Below are 15,908 nucleotides of genomic sequence, written 5' to 3' on the forward strand. Positions count from 1 at the left end.
ATAGCGGCAAGCCGGGACGTGGCATCGCGGTTTTTCAGGCGGCGATGCGGCGGTATCCGGCGCTGACGGCACGGCCAGAAATGAAGTGAGTGCGGTATTTCGGCCGGATTTTTTTGTTGCCGGACATGCGGCGCACCAGTGCCAGCGTGGAGCCGGCAAAGAGTGCCTGCGCTGCCAGAATGCCAAGTGCCAGCAACAGGATTGCGGCCTGCGCTACGGCCAGCGTTTCGACCGCATTGCCGGAGGTGGAAACGAATTGCGGCAACAGTGCCAGGAAGAACATGAAATAGCGCGGACGCAACGCTGCAATGGCGTAGCAATCACGGAAAATGCCGCTGGATGATTTGCCGGGCAGATTGTCATTGTCTGCATTGGCTGCCTGGGCGGCGGGGGTGGCAAAGGTCCATAACAGGAAAAGAATCAGCCAGCCGATACCCGTCCACTGAACGATTTCCACAAAGGCATGCGGCAGATAGGCAAGGCCAGCCGCTGGAATCGCAGATATCGTCATAGCTGTGACGATGCCAAGCGCGCCGCCAGTGACAGAGGCAAACACCGTTTTTCTGCCGCGGATAGCGGCATAGGAGGCGACAGAGAATACAAGGGGAGAGGGAAGTGCGAACACAACGGCACATGCTGCACAAAAAACCAGCCACGCCTGTCCAGACATTCTCTTCCTCCTTGCCCTCCCTGTCGCCGCTTTATCCAGCCTATCGTAAAATTAGGCCGCTGTGAACGGTTGACCGACGTGTTCCATCACTTCGGTAAACCATTTTGCAGACAGGTCGAAATGCTTTCCGCCCTTGATACGCGGAAACTCGATGGTCCGCAATTTACCCTTTTGGTCTTCGTCGTGGCCGGTGACGCCCGAGACCTTGTTCAGCGCGCTTTCGACGGCAAGATCGACCATGCCCTGGATGAGGCGCAGATCGTCGCCATTGGCGGGAGCGGAGCGGGCGAAGTAACCGGATTTCTGGACCATGGAGCGTTCGGCGCCGATGAGGCCGGCGAATTGCTTCTGGAACCAGCCGCCGACATTGATGGTGTCGATCTTCACATGGCCGAAGGCATCGCGCTTGACGGCCTCACCGGCGGCTTCGCGTTCGGCAACGATGGAATCGAGCCCCGCACCTTCGGAAACGAACAACGTGACGTAGCCGTGTTTGTCCATGATCGCCTTCAGCCGTTCGGCTTCCGCTTCGATGTCGAACGCCATTTCCGGCAGGTAGATGCCGTCTATGTTCTTCATCTGCGTGTTCATCATCAGTCCTTCGACATATTCATTGCCGTTGGTCTTCTGGATGTAGGCGCGGGCGGTCGCAGCCGTCAGCCAGCCGCAATGGCGGCCCATGACTTCGTGGATGACAAAGGTCTTCGGCGCAGCACTCTGCTCGTTGCTGACATTGTCGAAGAAGGAAGCGCCCACTTCGGCCGCGGTCCATGCGCCGAGCGACTGCCTGATCGGAACCACGTCGTTATCCACGGTCTTCGGCAGCCCGACGACGGTCAGATCGTAACCGTTGGCGCCGAGATAGGCGGCAAGGTCGGCGGCCGTCGTGTTGGTGTCGTCGCCGCCGATGGTGTGGAGAATGGTGATGCCGTCGGCAGCCAGCCGTTCGGCGGCAACGCGCAGCGGATTTTCACCCTCTTTCACCAGCCCGCGCTTGGCGCAATCGGCAGCGTTGGTGAGCTTTACGCGGCTGTTGCCGATCGGCGATCCGCCATAACGGTGCAGCAGATGCGCCTTTTCGCGCATGTCCTTGTTGATCTCGATCCGGTCGCCCAGAAGCACGCCCTGATAGCCGGAACGATAGGCCACAATGTCAATATCAGGCGCGACGTCGCTATAACGCTCGATCAGGCCGCCAACGGCTGAAGAGAGACAGGGAGCAAGGCCACCCGCGGTCAGCATTGCGACTTTCTGTTTGGCCATCGTGGCTCTCCTTTGCTTGGATAGAAAGATATGTCTGGCAAAGGGATGCGACAGCCACGTGTAGGTGTAAAGTGAATTTATCACGAAAAATGCCGATTTCTCGCGGTTTTTCAGCAGCTTGGGCAAAGAAGCCGAATATAATCGTTTCAATCGCCTCCAACCTTGCACCAGGCTTCGCCGTCTGTGGAAAACCGTTGCTCTCCCGTTTGCCGCCCCCTTGCTCCTGAAGAAAAACTGTCGCAAAAATGAATAAAAGTTAATGCCGCAGCGGCGCCGCGCATATTGCATTCACGGCGATATGCCGTCATGCTTGGCGTCATGATGTTCGATTTCGCCTGTTTGCATATTTCATCCCTGTGGGAACGGCTGCTCGGCGCGATCGGTGACGCGGCAGGCAGCACGCTCGGTCGCGTGGTAGAGGCGATCCGCACCCTTTTCGAGGGAGATCCGGAGACCCGCCGCAAGGTTTCTTTTTCCGTGGCCATTATCGCGCTGTCGGCAAAGATGGCAAAGGCCGATGGTGTCGTGAACGATGCCGAAGTGCGCGCCTTCCGGCAGATTTTCGATTTTCCTGAAGAAGAGGCCAGAAACGTTGCCCGCCTTTATAATCTCGCACGCCAGGACGTTGCGGGATACGAGGCCTATGCCGAGCGTCTTGCCGGTCTTTGCGGCTCCGGCCATGACAATTGCGAGATGCTGGAAAGCGTCATCGATGGCCTGTTCCACATCGCCAAGGCAGACGGCTTGATCCACGAGCGGGAACTGGCGTTTCTCGGCCGTATCGCGGAAATCTTCCATATTACCGAAGATCATTTCGAAACGATCATGGCACGCCACGTCCATATGGATGGGCGCGATCCCTATCGCGTGCTTGGCGTTTCGCCCTCGGACGACTTTCTGGATATTCGCAAGCGTTACCGTTCGCTGGTTGCCGAGCACCATCCGGACAAGCTCATCGCGCGCGGTGTGCCGATGGAATTGCACGCTGCCGCGAATGAGCGTATGGCGGCTCTCAATGCCGCCTATGAGGCCATCGAGAAAGAACGCCGCGTCGCATGAGTGAATTTCTGCCGGATTTCAACCCGGATTTCGGGGGCGCAACCATTGCGCCTTCTCCCAACCATGGCGAAAGACAGGGCGTGGCAGGCCCGGATATCATCCTCCTGCACTATACCGGCATGACGACCGCCGATGGCGCCCTTTCGTGGCTCTGCAATCCCGAAAGCCAGGTCTCCAGCCACTATTTCGTTTTTGAAGACGGGCGTGTCATGCAGCTTGTTGCGGAAACTCGCCGCGCCTGGCATGCGGGCAAAAGCAGCTGGGCGGGGGAGGCGGACATCAATTCCCGCTCCATCGGGATTGAAATCGCCAATCAGGGCCATCCGGGCGGCCTGCCGGAATTTCCGGAAAAACAGGTGGCTGCCGTCATCGAATTGTGTCGCGATTGCGGCCAGCGGTGGTCTATCTCCCCTGAAAGGGTGCTTGCGCATTCCGATGTGGCGCCGATCCGCAAGGTTGATCCGGGTGAAAAATTCCCATGGGACATCCTGTCGCGGCACGGTGTCGGTCATTGGGTAGAGCCAGCGCCGATCCGCGGCGGACGTTTTTTTCAGCGCGGCGATCACGGCCAGCCAGTGGAAGCGCTCCAGTCCATGCTATCCATTTACGGATATGGCGTTGAAATAACAGGCGCATATTGCGAAAAAACAGAAGGTGCCGTGGCCGCCTTTCAGCGGCATTTCCGCCCGGCGCTGGTGGATGGTATCGCGGATTTTTCCACGATCGACACGCTGCATCGGCTGATTGCCAGCCTTCCGAAATTTTCGGCCGTTTGAACGCCGTTTCTGGAAAAGCCTTCCCCGTTTCCCGGTCGCGCAAGTCGATTTTTTTGTTGTGCCACAGTTAATCCGCATTGAGGAAGTCTAAGAGCCGCAGTGGACGCGGTGCTGTTCTTCAGGGGAGCTTGCCGTCAATATCAATCAAGGAGACTGGACGGTAGAAGGTCGTAATCGACTTTCCGCGCGCTGGACGTTTTTATCGTTTCATTGTTCCGGTTATCCGATCTGGAGACTATTTCAACCGATGAACAGAGTTTTTGTTGCTGTCGCAGCGGGCGTTGCTATGCTCGTTTCGCAGGCGGGGATTGCTTTTGCCAAAGACGAGGACGTCAAGACCAAAACCGTGACGCTGGGGACCTTCTTCCGTACGCCCGGTTATCCCGTTCCCGAAAAGAGCCTGCCTTCGTCGCTCAAGAACGACTATTCCGATCTGATCGTCAAATATGCCAAGCGTTACGGCGTCCCCACCAATCTGGCCCATGCCGTCGTTTCTGTCGAAAGCAAGTTCAACCCTAGGGCTCGCGGCAGCGCAGGCGAGGTCGGGCTGATGCAGATCAAGCCGGCAACGGCGCGCATGATGGGCTTTCGCGGCACGACCAAAGCCCTCTTCGACCCCGAGACCAATATTCGCTGGGGCATGCAATATCTGGCAACCGCACACCAGCTTGGCGGCGGTGAGGTTTGCAGCACGATCCTGCGTTACAATGCCGGCCACGGCGCCACCCGCATGAACCCGGTGTCCAAGCGTTATTGCGGCAAGGTCCAGGCGCTTCTGGCCAGCTGAGGTCCTTTGCTCAAGCGTGTCGTGATGTTTCAGATTGGCGATAAGCTTTAAGTCCTCGTTTTATCGCATCTCGTTATTGCAAAACCGCTGCACGCTCTTGCGCGGCATGTTTCGGACGTCACGAAAATCGATTCCGGTTTATGCGTGCATGCTGTAGTCAGGAGCAAACCTGATGCGGAGCATGACATGCCGGATTTCAAATATATCGTGGTCGGTGCCGGAATGATGGGTGCGGCGGCAGCGAGGCACCTTTCGGCGCAAACGGATGGCGTGGCGCTGATCGGGCCGGATGAACCCGCCGATCGCAAGACCCATACCGGTGTGTTTTCAAGTCACTATGACGAGGCGCGCATCACCCGTGGTTTCGATGGCGATCCCGTCTGGGCGGAGCTGGCGCAACGCTCCATCCGGCGCTATGCCGAGATCGAAGCAAAAAGCGGCATCCGTTTCTTCACCGAAGCGGGCTGTCTGTTTACCGGAAACGGCAAGGGGCTTGCCGGAGACTACGTTTCGCGAGCCTTGGTCTCGACCGACCGTCTCGGTCTTGGCGTGGAAACGATCGGAAGCGATGCGCTGGCTGCCCGGTTCCCGATGTTTTCCCTGCCGTCGGATCACGACGGTTACTTCGAGGCGCAGAATGCCGGCCACGTCAATCCGCGTGCGCTTGTGAGGGCGCAATGCACGATTGCTGCTGCGCAGGGCGCGCGACTGATCCGCGAGACGGCGGCGCATGTTCGCGATACCTCCCAAGGAGTGGAAGTTTCCACCAGGGAAGGGGCCGTACACACGGCCGAAAAGGTCATAGTGGCCGCTGGCGGTTTCACCAACATGGCTGATCTTCTGCCTTCCCCGGTCGATATGGCGGCAACGGGCCGCACCATTGTGTTTTTCGAACTCGACGAAGCAAGGCAGGCCCTCTTCGGCTCTATGCCCTCGACCATCGTGCTGGCGGAGACCGAGGACGATATCGTCTATATTCTGCCGCCTGTGCGTTACCCCGACGGCAAGGTCTATCTGAAGATCGGCGGTGAGAGCGAAAAGGGCAGGCTGGAAACGCTGGCCGAAGCAGTCGGCTGGTTTCATTCCGACGGCACGCCGGGCGAAGTGGAATTCCTGACGAAACGGGCACTATCGCTCATGCCGGAACTTGCGGGCTGCCCCGTGACCTCTGGTTCCTGCGTCGCATCCATTACCCGTAGCGGTTATCCATATATCGGCTATACGCAATCTTCCAATATCGCGGTTCTGACCGGTGGCAATTTCGTTTCCGCCAAGTCTTCCGACGAAATCGGGCGGCTAGGCGCAGTGCTGCTTCTGGATGGCCAGCTGACCGAGAGTGATTTTGCCGCCGAAATGTCGCCGGTTTTTATCTGACATTCAGCAGCGAAGCGGCTACAAAATCGCAGCTGTACTAGAGCGGGTTGAGGCGAAGAGGGCGGCATGTCGGGACATTTCAAATATATCGTTGTCGGTCGTGGCATGATGGGTGCTGCCGCCGCCCGCCATCTGGCGGAAAACACCGAAGGTGTGGCCCTGATCGGGCCCGGTGAACCTGCCGACATCAAGTCACATCCGGGTGTTTTCGCCAGCCATTATGACGAGGCGCGCATTACCCGCACCATTGATGGTGATGCGGACTGGGCGCTACTCGCCAACCGCTCGATCGCGCGCTACACCGACATCGCGGCAAGGAGCGGCGTGGAATTTTACGCTCCCGTCGGCTGTCTGATGGTTGGGCCTGAACGCGGTGGCGACAATCCCTTTGTCGACAACGTCTGTGAGGCAGCGGCGCGTCTGCGGGTTTCCACGGAAATGCTTGACGACGCAGGTCTGAAAAGCGCCTTTCCCTATTTCTCCTTCGAGCCGGGCTGCGAGGGCGTGTTCGAAAAGGACAATGCCGGTTACGTCAATCCGCGCGCGCTGGTGAAGGCGCAGAGCGTTCTGGCAGACAAAGCCGGCGTTACGCTCATCGACGATATAGTCGTCTCGACGCGGGAAGAGGCTGGCCGTGCACGCGTCGAGACGGCCTCGGGTGCGGTTTATACAGCAGACCGGGTGCTGGTCGCTGCGGGTGGCTTCTCGATCACGAAGGATTTGTTGCCGCAGCCCGTCGCTCTCAATGTCTATGCGCGCACCGTCGCCTTCTTCGAGGTAGAGGAGGCGGAGCTGGGACAATATGCGGGCATGCCGTCGTTGATTTACGAGCCGCGCGACACGACGAAACATGTCTATCTCCTGCCGCCCGTCCGTTATCCCGATGGCAGGTTCTATCTGAAAATCGGCGGCGATCCCGATGATAAGAAGCTCGATAGCGATCCCGAAATTCGCGCATGGTTCCGTTCCGGCGGGCGCGAAAGCGTTCGCGACCATCTCTCTGCCATCGTCGGGACCTTGGTGCCATCCATCGACCGGTCGCGCATTTCCACGGCCGCCTGCGTGGTGTCCAAAACGCCGGGCGGTTATCCGGCCATCGGCTTTACGACGTCACCGCGCATTGCGGTTCTGACTGGCGGCAACGGTACGGCGGCCAAGAGTTCCGACGAGATCGGGCGGTTAGGCGCCCTGTTGCTGCGGGATGGAAAAATTTACAACGACGCCTATGCAACGGATTTCAAGCCTGCATTTCTTTGATCTTCCGTTACGCTTTTCGGTGGCTTTCGCCAAAGAACATGGGTATTGACGCCATGCCAGTTGGCTGGGCAGCCGCGCTTTACCAATGTCGAAAGACGGTAAGGTGAGGAAAGTCCGGGCTCCACGGAAATACGGTGCCGGATAACGTCCGGCGGGGGCGACCCCAGGGAAAGTGCCACAGAGAGCAAACCGCCATGCCTGGCATGGTAAGGGTGAAAGGGTGGGGTAAGAGCCCACCGCGCCGCTGGTGACAGTGGTGGCAAGGTAAACCCCACCGGGAGCAAGACCGAATAGGGATGACACGGGGCGCGGGCGAAAGCCTTCGTCTACAGCCGGTTTCCGGGCCCGTCATCCGGGTGGGTTGCGAGAGGCGGCATGCAAATGCCGTCCCAGATGAATGGCTGCCACGTTCCGGGTCAAACCGGAGCCATACAGAACCCGGCTTACAGGCCAACTGGCGAATTTCTTTTCCATTCCGCAGGCGAGCGCCGCGGCAGGAAATATCCATTTCATTGTTTTAAAACAGAAAAACGGTGGTTTTACCGTGCCTTCGTGTGCCGTGAAAAAGCATCATGGGGTGCGAAGTAAACCATTCGTTAAACTTAACGGCTTATGAATTTCCGATGCGGAGTCGGTATCGTGCCGGCTTCTCCCATTGACGCCCATAGTGTCCCATGGTATCCCAAATGCACACCACACTGGGTCGTGTTTTTGACCCGCAATCGCTGAAACGAGTGAGGAGCCTGCAACGGGCTGCTGCAGGGCATGTCGCCCTGACGCTTGGCGATGTGTCGTGCGTACCGGTGTTGTCTGTGGGGCGGATGATTCGCTTTGCGGAATGCGGTTTTGGCGAGTTGAGTAATGGACCGCTTTTTATCGAACGTAACGAACAGGATCGACGCCAAGGGGCGCGTTTCGGTTCCGTCTCCGTTTCGTTCGGTGCTGGCACAGCGTGGGATTCAGGAGCTTTATTGTCTTCAGGATTTCGCGTTTCCGGCAATCAGTGTCGGCGGTCCGGATTTGCTGGAGCGCTACGAGCGGCAGATCGCGTCCATGGATGCCTTCTCGCCGGAGGCGAACGCAATGTCGCTGCTGGTACACGGCGGCGGCGTTTTCATGAAGCTCGATCAGGAAGGTCGGTTGATGGTGACGGATTTCGTCCGGGAATTTACCGGCATATCCACGGATGTCACCTTCGTTGGACGAGCGGATCATTTTCAGCTTTGGCAACCGCAGGCGTTTTTGGCGGCGCAGGCGGCAGCAAGAGCGGGGCGCGGTTTTTCGGCTGCACGCCCCGCATAGGACGGGGACACGGAATGGCGGCGAATTCTGGCGGGCGATCTTCTGATGCCGGTGAGGGACCTCAGCGTCACATCCCGGTCCTGCTTCGCGAAGTGATCGCTGCGCTCGAACCCGCATCCGGCAAGGTCATCCTCGACGGCACTTTCGGCGCCGGTGGCTACACCCAGGCAATTCTCGATCAAGGTGCCAATGTCATCGCGCTTGACCGCGATCCGAACGCGATCGCCGGCGGCCAGGCCATGGTTGCTGCAAATGGCGGCAGGCTTACCCTCATTCAATCGCAATTTTCCGATCTGGCAAGGCACGCGCCGGAAGGCGGTCTTGACGGCGTGGTTCTCGATATCGGCGTTTCCTCCATGCAGATAGACGAGGCCGAGCGCGGTTTTTCCTTCCAGAAGAACGGTCCTCTCGACATGCGCATGTCCAGCTCCGGCGTTTCGGCGGCGGATGTCGTCAATCGCGCCAAGGTCGGCGATCTCATCCGCATCTTCGGTTTTCTCGGCGAGGAAAAGCAGCCGGGCCGCATCGCCCGCGCCATCGAGAAGAGGAGGGCGGAAGAGCCATTCCGCACCACGCGTGATCTGGCGGGCCTCATTGAAATCGTTACGCCGCGCAAGGCTAAAGACAAGATCCATCCCGCAACACGGGTGTTTCAGGCGCTGCGCGTTTTCGTCAATGACGAACTCGGAGAATTGGCGCAGGCCCTGTTTGCTGCCGAGCGGGCTTTGAAGCCCGGCGGCCGGCTGGTTGTCGTCACGTTCCATTCGCTCGAAGACCGCATCGTCAAGAAATTCTTCTCCGAACGTTCCGGAAAGGCGGCGGGTTCCCGCCATCTGCCGATGGTGGAGGACAAGCCCGCCATTTTCGAAAATATCGGCAAGCCGATGGTCGCTGCAAGCGACGAGGAGGCGGAGATCAATCCGCGGGCCCGTTCGGCCAAGCTGCGCGCCGGCCTGCGCACGGCGGCACCTGCCCGGGCGGCAGATTTTTCAATTTTCGAACTTCCCGATCTCGCCAGCCTTGAAAAGATGGGAGGCTGATATGCTGCGCACATTCGATGTCGTGTTGATGGGGGTCATGGTCGCTGCGGCGGTGGTGACCTATTCGATCAAGCACAAGACCGATCTCAAGTTGGAACAGGTCCGCAAGCTTGAGACCGAAATCAAGCTCGAAAAAGACACGATCGATCTTTTGCGGGCCGACTGGGCACTGCTGACGCAGCCGAACCGCCTTCATCGTCTCGTGAATGCCTATCAGGACGAGCTTGGCCTTTCGCCGACGCTGCCGACACAATTGGCGCAGCCGCGGGAATTGCCGATGCTGCGCTCGCAATTGCCGCAGCCGCCCGAGCCGGAAGGCATGAGCGTTGCGGATGTCATCGCCGCCGCCGTCAACGGCTCCAAGCCGGGCGCTACGCTTGGCGGAGCTGCCAAGAAGAAATCACCGCCCGCCGGCCAGATTGCCGCCAATGGCGCTCCTGTTCCAACACCGCGGGCGCGTGTTTCCCGTCCCACGGCGGCTCCGGCTCCTGCCGTCGCCGCTGTCGCAGGCGATGAAGATGGCGAAATGGATGAAACCATAACTGGATCGGTGGACCGCTGATGTCTTTTCTCTCCCGCGTCATGGTTCTGAAGAGCAAGGCTCACTTTTCCGCCAGCACCACCGGCATTCATACTGACCATGCTGCTTTCGAGGGCGCTCGCAAGAAGAGGGCGGCCCAGGCGAAAAGCCGCGTCGGTCTCATCATTTTCGGCTTCATCGCCTTTTACGGCGTCGTGGGCGGCCGTCTGGTGCAATATGGCCTTGCAGAGCAGGAAACGGTTTCGAGCATTGCCCCTGCCGACCGGCTGATGGCGTCGCGTCCCGATCTTCTTGATCGTAACGGCGAGGTTCTGGCGACTGATATCCGCACCGTGTCGCTGTTTGCGGAGCCGCATCGCATCGTCGATATCGACGAAGCCATCGAGAAGCTGCGCACTGTATTGCCAGATCTCGACCAGCGCGGCACCTATCAGAAGCTTTCCTCCAATTCGCGCTTTCAGTGGCTGCGCCGTCAGTTGACGCCGAAGCAGCAGAGCCAGATCCTGGCGCTCGGCATTCCCGGTGTCGGTTTCCGCCCGGAAAAACGCCGCTTCTACCCTGGCGGGCCAACAGCTGCCCATGTTGTCGGTCACGTCAATATCGACAATCGCGGTGTTGCCGGAATGGAACGTTACGTCGACAGCCAGGGACTGGCCGATCTGACGGCGCTCGGCATGACCAGCGATCAGCCGCTGGAGCCGGTGAAGCTTTCCATCGATCTACGCGTCCAGTCCATCGTGCGTGAAGTCGTGACCTCGGCCATTACCAAGTTCCAGGCGATCGGCGCGGGGGCTGTGGTTCTGGATGTGCATACCGGCGAAGTGCTCGCTATGGCCTCTGTGCCGGATTATGATCCGAACAACCCGGCAGAAGGTGCCAAGGAAGGATGGCTCAACCGCATGTCGAACGGCACGTTCGAAATGGGCTCCACCTTTAAATCCTTCACCATTGCCATGGGTCTCGATTCGGGTCGCGTCCGCCTGGGCGATATGTTCGACGCGCGTTATCCGATCCGCATCGGTGGCTTCACCATCAAGGACTTCCACGGCAAGGGCCGCATGCTCTCGGTGCCGGAAATCTTCCAGTATTCGTCGAACATCGGTACGGCAAAAATCGCCGACACCGTGGGTACCGAAGGACACAAGGAATTCCTGACGCGGCTTGGCCTTCTGACGCGCATGCAGACCGAGCTGCCTGAAGTGGCGCTGCCTTCGCAGCCCCGCGAATGGAAGAAGATCAACTCGATCACCATTTCATTCGGCCACGGCGTTTCAACAACGCCGTTGCAGACAGCAGTTGCCGGTGCCGCGCTCGTCAATGGTGGGAAGTTGATCGAGCCGACATTCCTGCCACGCACGCGCGAACAGGCGGATCAGGTCGCAAAACAGGTGCTGAAGCCCGGCGCCAGCAAGGATATGCGCTTCCTGTTCGAATGGAACGGTGTCAACGGTTCTGGCCGTAATGCGCGCGTCGACGGTTTCAATGTCGGCGGCAAGACCGGTACGGCTGACAAGGTCGTCAATGGCCGTTATGTGCATGACAAGAACTTCAATGCCTTCCTTTCGGCATTCCCGATGGACGACCCGCAATATGTGGTGCTCTCTTTCATCGACGAACCGAAGACGGACAAGGGCAATGGCGCGGCACTTGCAGGCACCTCGGCTGCGCCGATGGTGCACGATATCATCAGCCGCACAGCGGCAGTGCTGGGCGTGAAGCCGAAGTTCGGCAAGGATGGCTCGGCCTTGCTCGTGTCTTATTGATTGTTAGAGCTTATGGTGTTCCGGCGAATCGCGCCGGGGGGACAAGACGGACACAGTCGATGAATTTGCGAGATATATCCGGGACGGCGTTTCCGGAATTGAATGAATTGCTCCTGTCTGAGGTAGGGGCAATCGAAATCGGGGGAATTACCGCAGACAGCCGCAAGGCTGCGCCCGGCAGCCTGTTCGTGGCGGTTGCGGGAACCAAGGCGGATGGCGCGGCCTATGTGAAGGACGCGGTCGCCAAGGGTGCGGTTGCCGTCGTTTCCGGGCATGCGGTGGATGCCGATGTGCCGGTCCTTGCTGTCACTGACCCGCGCCTCTACCTTTCGCTCGCCGCTTCCCGTTTTTATGGAAAACAGCCGGAAACCATGGTCGCCGTTACCGGCACCGCGGGAAAGACCTCCGTTGCCTCCTTCGTGCGACAAATCTGGGCTTTCGCTGGCCATGCCGCCGCCCAGATCGGCACGACGGGTGTCATCGCTCCCGGCCGCGAAGATTATGGCGCGCTTACCACACCGGATCCGGTGACGCTGCATGCGCTTCTCGCCGAGCTTGCTGCCGAAGGCGTGACCCATGCAGCCATGGAAGCTTCGAGCCACGGCCTCGACCAGCGTCGCCTTGACGGCGTGAAGCTCGCTGCGGCCGGTTTCACCAATCTCGGCCGTGATCACATGGATTATCACCCGACCATCGAGGACTACATGGCCGCGAAGATGCGGCTGTTTGACACGCTGATGGAAAAAGGCGCGCCGGCCGTCATTTTTGCCGACGATCCTTGGTCGGATAAGGCCATTCGCGCCGCCGCGGATGCAGGCCTCAATGTGCGCACCGTTGGCCGGAAGGGCGATTATCTGACGCTGAAGCGTGTAGAGCATTTCCGTCACAAGCAGCTGATCGAAGTGCACCATGACGGCGTGATCCACGAAGTCGACATTCCGCTGGCCGGCGATTTTCAGGTAGCCAATGCTCTCGTCGCTGCCGGTCTTGCCATGTCCACCGGCGTTTCCGCCGCAACGGCCATGAAGGCGCTTGAAAAGCTGATCGGTGCTGCCGGTCGCCTGGAACTTGTGGGCCAGACGAAGAACGGCGCGCTTGCCTATGTGGATTATGCCCACAAGCCGGATGCGCTTGAAAATGTTCTGACCTCGGTCAGGCCCTTCACCTCCGGCCGCATCATCACCGTCTTCGGCTGCGGCGGCGACCGTGACAAGGGCAAGCGCCCGATCATGGGCGAAGTGGCGACACGTCTTTCCGACATCGTCATCGTTACCGACGACAATCCGCGCTCGGAAGACGCTGCAACGATCCGTTCCGAAGTCATGGCGGCTGCGCCGGGTGCGTTGGAAATTGGCGACAGGGCAGAGGCGATCCGTCATGCGGTGTCGCTGCTTTCGAACGGCGATACGCTGATCGTCGCGGGCAAGGGGCATGAAGAGGGGCAGATCGTCGGTTCCGTGACGCTGCCGTTTTCCGATCATGAACAGGTGCGTACCGCGCTGGAAGGATTGAAGATTTGAATTGGTTATGGACAGTCGCCGACATGATCGCCATCACGGCAGGGCGTCCCGTCGGGAACCTGCCGACCGGTATCACCGGCATTTCCATCGACAGCCGGACTGTGAAGGCTGGTGAAGCATTTTTCGCCATCAAGGGCGATAGGGTCGACGGCCATGACTATACGAGTTTTGCTGTCGCCAATGGTGCGGGCCTGCTGGTCGTCGCCGAAGGTAAGCTGCCGGCCCTCGGCCGCCTGACCGTGCCCATGATCGTCGTGGAGGATGTCCTCGCGGCGCTTGGCAAGCTCGCCATTGCGGCGCGTGAAAGGACCACGGCGCGGATCATCGCGGTGACCGGTTCTGTCGGCAAGACGACGACGAAGGAAATGTTGCGGCAGGCACTGGCGCCTTCGGGCCGGGTTCATGCGGCGGTGGCGTCCTTCAACAATCACTGGGGTGTGCCGCTGACGCTGGCGCGCATGCCCGCCGATACCGAATTCGGCGTTTTCGAAATCGGTATGAACCACTCCGGCGAGATCCGTCCGCTGGTCAAGATGGTACGTCCGCATGTCGCGATCATTACCACCATTGCGCCAGCTCATTTGGGCAATTTCAAGAACATAGAAGAGATCGCAAGCGCCAAGGCGGAGATATTCGAAGGGTTGGAGGAGGGCGGCTTCGTCATCCTCAACCGTGACAACGCCCAGTTCGAGCAACTTGAAGAAGCGGCGCAGGACCAGGGTATCGAGCATATCCTGACCTTCGGGCAGCATGCCAAGGCCGATTTCCGGCTGGCCGATTTCGAAAGCACGTCCACGGGCTCGACCATCTGGGCGATCCTGAACGGCGAAACGAGCGAATTGCACCTGAACATTCCCGGCAGGCATATTGCCGACAACGCCATGGCGGTGCTTGGCGCTGTTGCCGTCACCGGCGCCAATCTCGACCGCGCTTTCGAGGTGCTCGGAACGCTCGAGGCAGTCAAGGGGCGCGGACAGCGCCATCGACTGACGATTGAAAGCGGTTCCTTCCTGCTGATCGATGAGAGCTACAACGCCAACCCCGCCTCCATGCGGGCGGCGATTGCCGTGCTTGCGGAAACAGAAACGCAGGGTTATGGCCGTCGCGTTGCCGTTCTCGGCGACATGCTGGAGATGGGTGAATTCTCAGCCCAGCTACACGAGGAACTGGCGGGGCCGCTGCTAGCCGGTGGTATCGAACATGTCTGGCTGGCTGGGGAGGCGATGGCCGCCCTTCGCGATGCGCTTCCGGACAGTGTAACTGTCATCTGGTTCCCGACGACAGCTGAACTTGCCGATTTTGCCCTGCAATGGGTGCAACCGGGCGATGCGCTGATGGTAAAATCGTCACTTGGGCTGGGTTTCGGCAAGATTGTCGCGGCACTGCTTGACAAGTATCCGGCATTCCCCGAGACGGAACGCCAAGTCTGAAATAGCCTTTTGAAAGGGCAATTATGCTGATCTGGCTCGTCGAACTGTCGGATAAAATTCAAGTCTTCAACCTCTTCCGGTACATCACCTTCCGGGCGGGTGCGGCGATGTTCACCTCTGCGTTGATCGTCTTCCTTTTCGGACCGGCGATCATCAATTCGCTGCGCGTGCGCCAGGGCAAGGGCCAGCCAATCCGCGCCGACGGGCCGCAGACGCATTTCAAGAAGGCTGGCACGCCGACCATGGGCGGGCTGATGATCCTTGCCGGTATTCTCGGCGGTTCGCTGCTCTGGGGTGACCTGTCGAACGTCTACGTCGTCGCCGTTCTGATGGTGACGCTCGGCTTCGGGGCTATCGGCTTTTATGACGACTATCTCAAGGTGACGAAGCAGAGCGACAAGGGCTTTTCCGGCAAAGCCCGTCTCGGCATCGAATTCCTGATTGCCGCGATTGCCGTGTTCTTCATGATGAAGGTGGCGCTTGCTTCCGCACCGCATGGCGGCACGCTCGGAAGCTCCATCGCCTTTCCGTTCTTCAAGGAACTCGTGATCAATCTCGGCTATTTCTTCGTGCTGTTCGGTGCTTTCGTGATTGTCGGCGCCGGCAATGCGGTTAACCTGACCGACGGTCTCGATGGTCTCGCCATCGTACCTGTCATGATTGCAGCCGCCACCTTCGGCGTGATTGCCTATCTCGCCGGTAACGCGGTTTTCGCCAATTACCTGCAGATCAACTTCGTGCCCGGAACGGGTGAGCTCGCTGTAATCGTCGGCGCGGTGGTCGGGGCTGGCCTCGGCTTCCTGTGGTTCAACGCGCCGCCCGCCGCCATCTTCATGGGTGACACGGGTTCGCTGGCGCTAGGCGGCCTCATCGGCTCCATCGCTGTCGCCACCAAGCACGAGATCGTCATGGTCATCGTCGGCGGCCTGTTCGTGATGGAAACGCTCTCGGTCATCATCCAGGTTTTCTGGTTCAAGCGCACCGGCAGGCGCGTTTTTCTGATGGCGCCCATCCACCATCATTTCGAGAAAAAAGGCTGGACGGAAAGCCAGGTGGTCATCCGTTTCTGGATCATTTCCGTCGGTCTGGCGCTGCTCGGCCTTGCTACGCTGAAGCTGAGGTGAGC

The 15,908-nt window shown here is 59.3% G+C and carries 14 protein-coding genes and 1 other RNA gene; 13 read left to right on the forward strand and 2 right to left on the reverse strand.

Annotated features, from left to right (window positions below; translation table 11 throughout):
- Nucleotides 1–34: 34 nt before the first annotated feature.
- Complete coding sequence (locus FB593_RS14270) at nt 35–670, reverse strand: LysE family translocator (RefSeq protein WP_025594056.1); 636 nt, start codon at nt 668–670, stop codon at nt 35–37.
- Between the two features lie 51 nt (nt 671–721).
- On the reverse strand, nt 722–1,933 hold the full coding sequence (locus FB593_RS14275) for a pyrophosphate--fructose-6-phosphate 1-phosphotransferase (protein ID WP_003513264.1): 1,212 nt from the start codon (nt 1,931–1,933) through the stop codon (nt 722–724).
- A gap of 318 nt (nt 1,934–2,251) precedes the next feature.
- On the opposite strand from FB593_RS14275, the gene FB593_RS14280 reads away from it, so the two are divergent.
- The 13 genes from FB593_RS14280 (at nt 2,252) to mraY (ending at nt 15,906) form a co-directional block, all read left to right on the forward strand.
- Nucleotides 2,252–2,992, forward strand: a complete 741-nt coding sequence (locus FB593_RS14280) for a J domain-containing protein (RefSeq protein WP_013636520.1) — start codon at nt 2,252–2,254, stop codon at nt 2,990–2,992.
- Nucleotides 2,989–3,768, forward strand: a complete 780-nt coding sequence (locus tag FB593_RS14285) for an N-acetylmuramoyl-L-alanine amidase (RefSeq protein ID WP_065702347.1) — start codon at nt 2,989–2,991, stop codon at nt 3,766–3,768. Before FB593_RS14280 ends, FB593_RS14285 begins: the two co-directional genes overlap by 4 nt.
- A 247-nt stretch (nt 3,769–4,015) precedes the next feature.
- Nucleotides 4,016–4,555 (forward strand): lytic transglycosylase domain-containing protein, encoded by a 540-nt coding sequence (locus FB593_RS14290; protein WP_003513258.1) that lies wholly within the window; start codon nt 4,016–4,018, stop codon nt 4,553–4,555.
- Between the two features lie 186 nt (nt 4,556–4,741).
- Nucleotides 4,742–5,929, forward strand: a complete 1,188-nt coding sequence (locus FB593_RS14295) for an FAD-dependent oxidoreductase (RefSeq protein WP_145166698.1) — start codon at nt 4,742–4,744, stop codon at nt 5,927–5,929.
- Nucleotides 5,930–5,995: 66 nt separating this feature from the next.
- A complete protein-coding gene (locus FB593_RS14300; RefSeq protein WP_145166699.1) occupies nt 5,996–7,186 on the forward strand; it encodes an NAD(P)/FAD-dependent oxidoreductase in 1,191 nt (396 codons plus the stop codon).
- Nucleotides 7,187–7,242: 56 nt separating this feature from the next.
- Nucleotides 7,243–7,648: RNase P RNA component class A (gene rnpB, locus FB593_RS14305), an RNA gene on the forward strand.
- Nucleotides 7,649–8,047: 399 nt separating this feature from the next.
- Nucleotides 8,048–8,488 (forward strand): division/cell wall cluster transcriptional repressor MraZ, encoded by a 441-nt coding sequence (gene mraZ / locus FB593_RS14310; RefSeq protein WP_003513235.1) that lies wholly within the window; start codon nt 8,048–8,050, stop codon nt 8,486–8,488.
- A gap of 14 nt (nt 8,489–8,502) precedes the next feature.
- Nucleotides 8,503–9,528, forward strand: coding sequence for a 16S rRNA (cytosine(1402)-N(4))-methyltransferase RsmH (gene rsmH, locus FB593_RS14315; RefSeq protein ID WP_013636514.1), 1,026 nt, complete (start codon nt 8,503–8,505; stop codon nt 9,526–9,528).
- A gap of 1 nt (nt 9,529) precedes the next feature.
- Entirely contained in the window at nt 9,530–10,090 is a 561-nt protein-coding gene (locus tag FB593_RS14320; RefSeq protein WP_003513232.1) for a hypothetical protein, read from the forward strand.
- Nucleotides 10,090–11,832: a peptidoglycan D,D-transpeptidase FtsI family protein gene (locus FB593_RS14325; RefSeq protein ID WP_003513230.1), complete on the forward strand. Its 1,743-nt coding sequence runs from the start codon at nt 10,090–10,092 to the stop codon at nt 11,830–11,832. The genes FB593_RS14320 and FB593_RS14325 overlap by 1 nt, the downstream gene beginning before the upstream one ends.
- A gap of 59 nt (nt 11,833–11,891) precedes the next feature.
- Nucleotides 11,892–13,352 carry a UDP-N-acetylmuramoyl-L-alanyl-D-glutamate--2,6-diaminopimelate ligase gene (locus tag FB593_RS14330; protein ID WP_112290501.1) on the forward strand — a complete coding sequence of 487 codons (1,461 nt, stop codon included), beginning with the start codon at nt 11,892–11,894 and terminating at the stop codon, nt 13,350–13,352.
- Nucleotides 13,349–14,782 carry a UDP-N-acetylmuramoylalanyl-D-glutamyl-2,6-diaminopimelate--D-alanyl-D-alanine ligase gene (locus FB593_RS14335; RefSeq protein WP_026330779.1) on the forward strand — a complete coding sequence of 478 codons (1,434 nt, stop codon included), beginning with the start codon at nt 13,349–13,351 and terminating at the stop codon, nt 14,780–14,782. Before FB593_RS14330 ends, FB593_RS14335 begins: the two co-directional genes overlap by 4 nt.
- Nucleotides 14,783–14,805: 23 nt before the next feature.
- Nucleotides 14,806–15,906, forward strand: coding sequence for a phospho-N-acetylmuramoyl-pentapeptide-transferase (gene mraY, locus FB593_RS14340; protein WP_003513226.1), 1,101 nt, complete (start codon nt 14,806–14,808; stop codon nt 15,904–15,906).
- Nucleotides 15,907–15,908: the final 2 nt, after the last annotated feature.

Source organism: Rhizobium sp. SJZ105, assembly GCF_007828365.1.
In the GTDB taxonomy this organism is placed as follows: domain Bacteria; phylum Pseudomonadota; class Alphaproteobacteria; order Rhizobiales; family Rhizobiaceae; genus Agrobacterium; species Agrobacterium tumefaciens.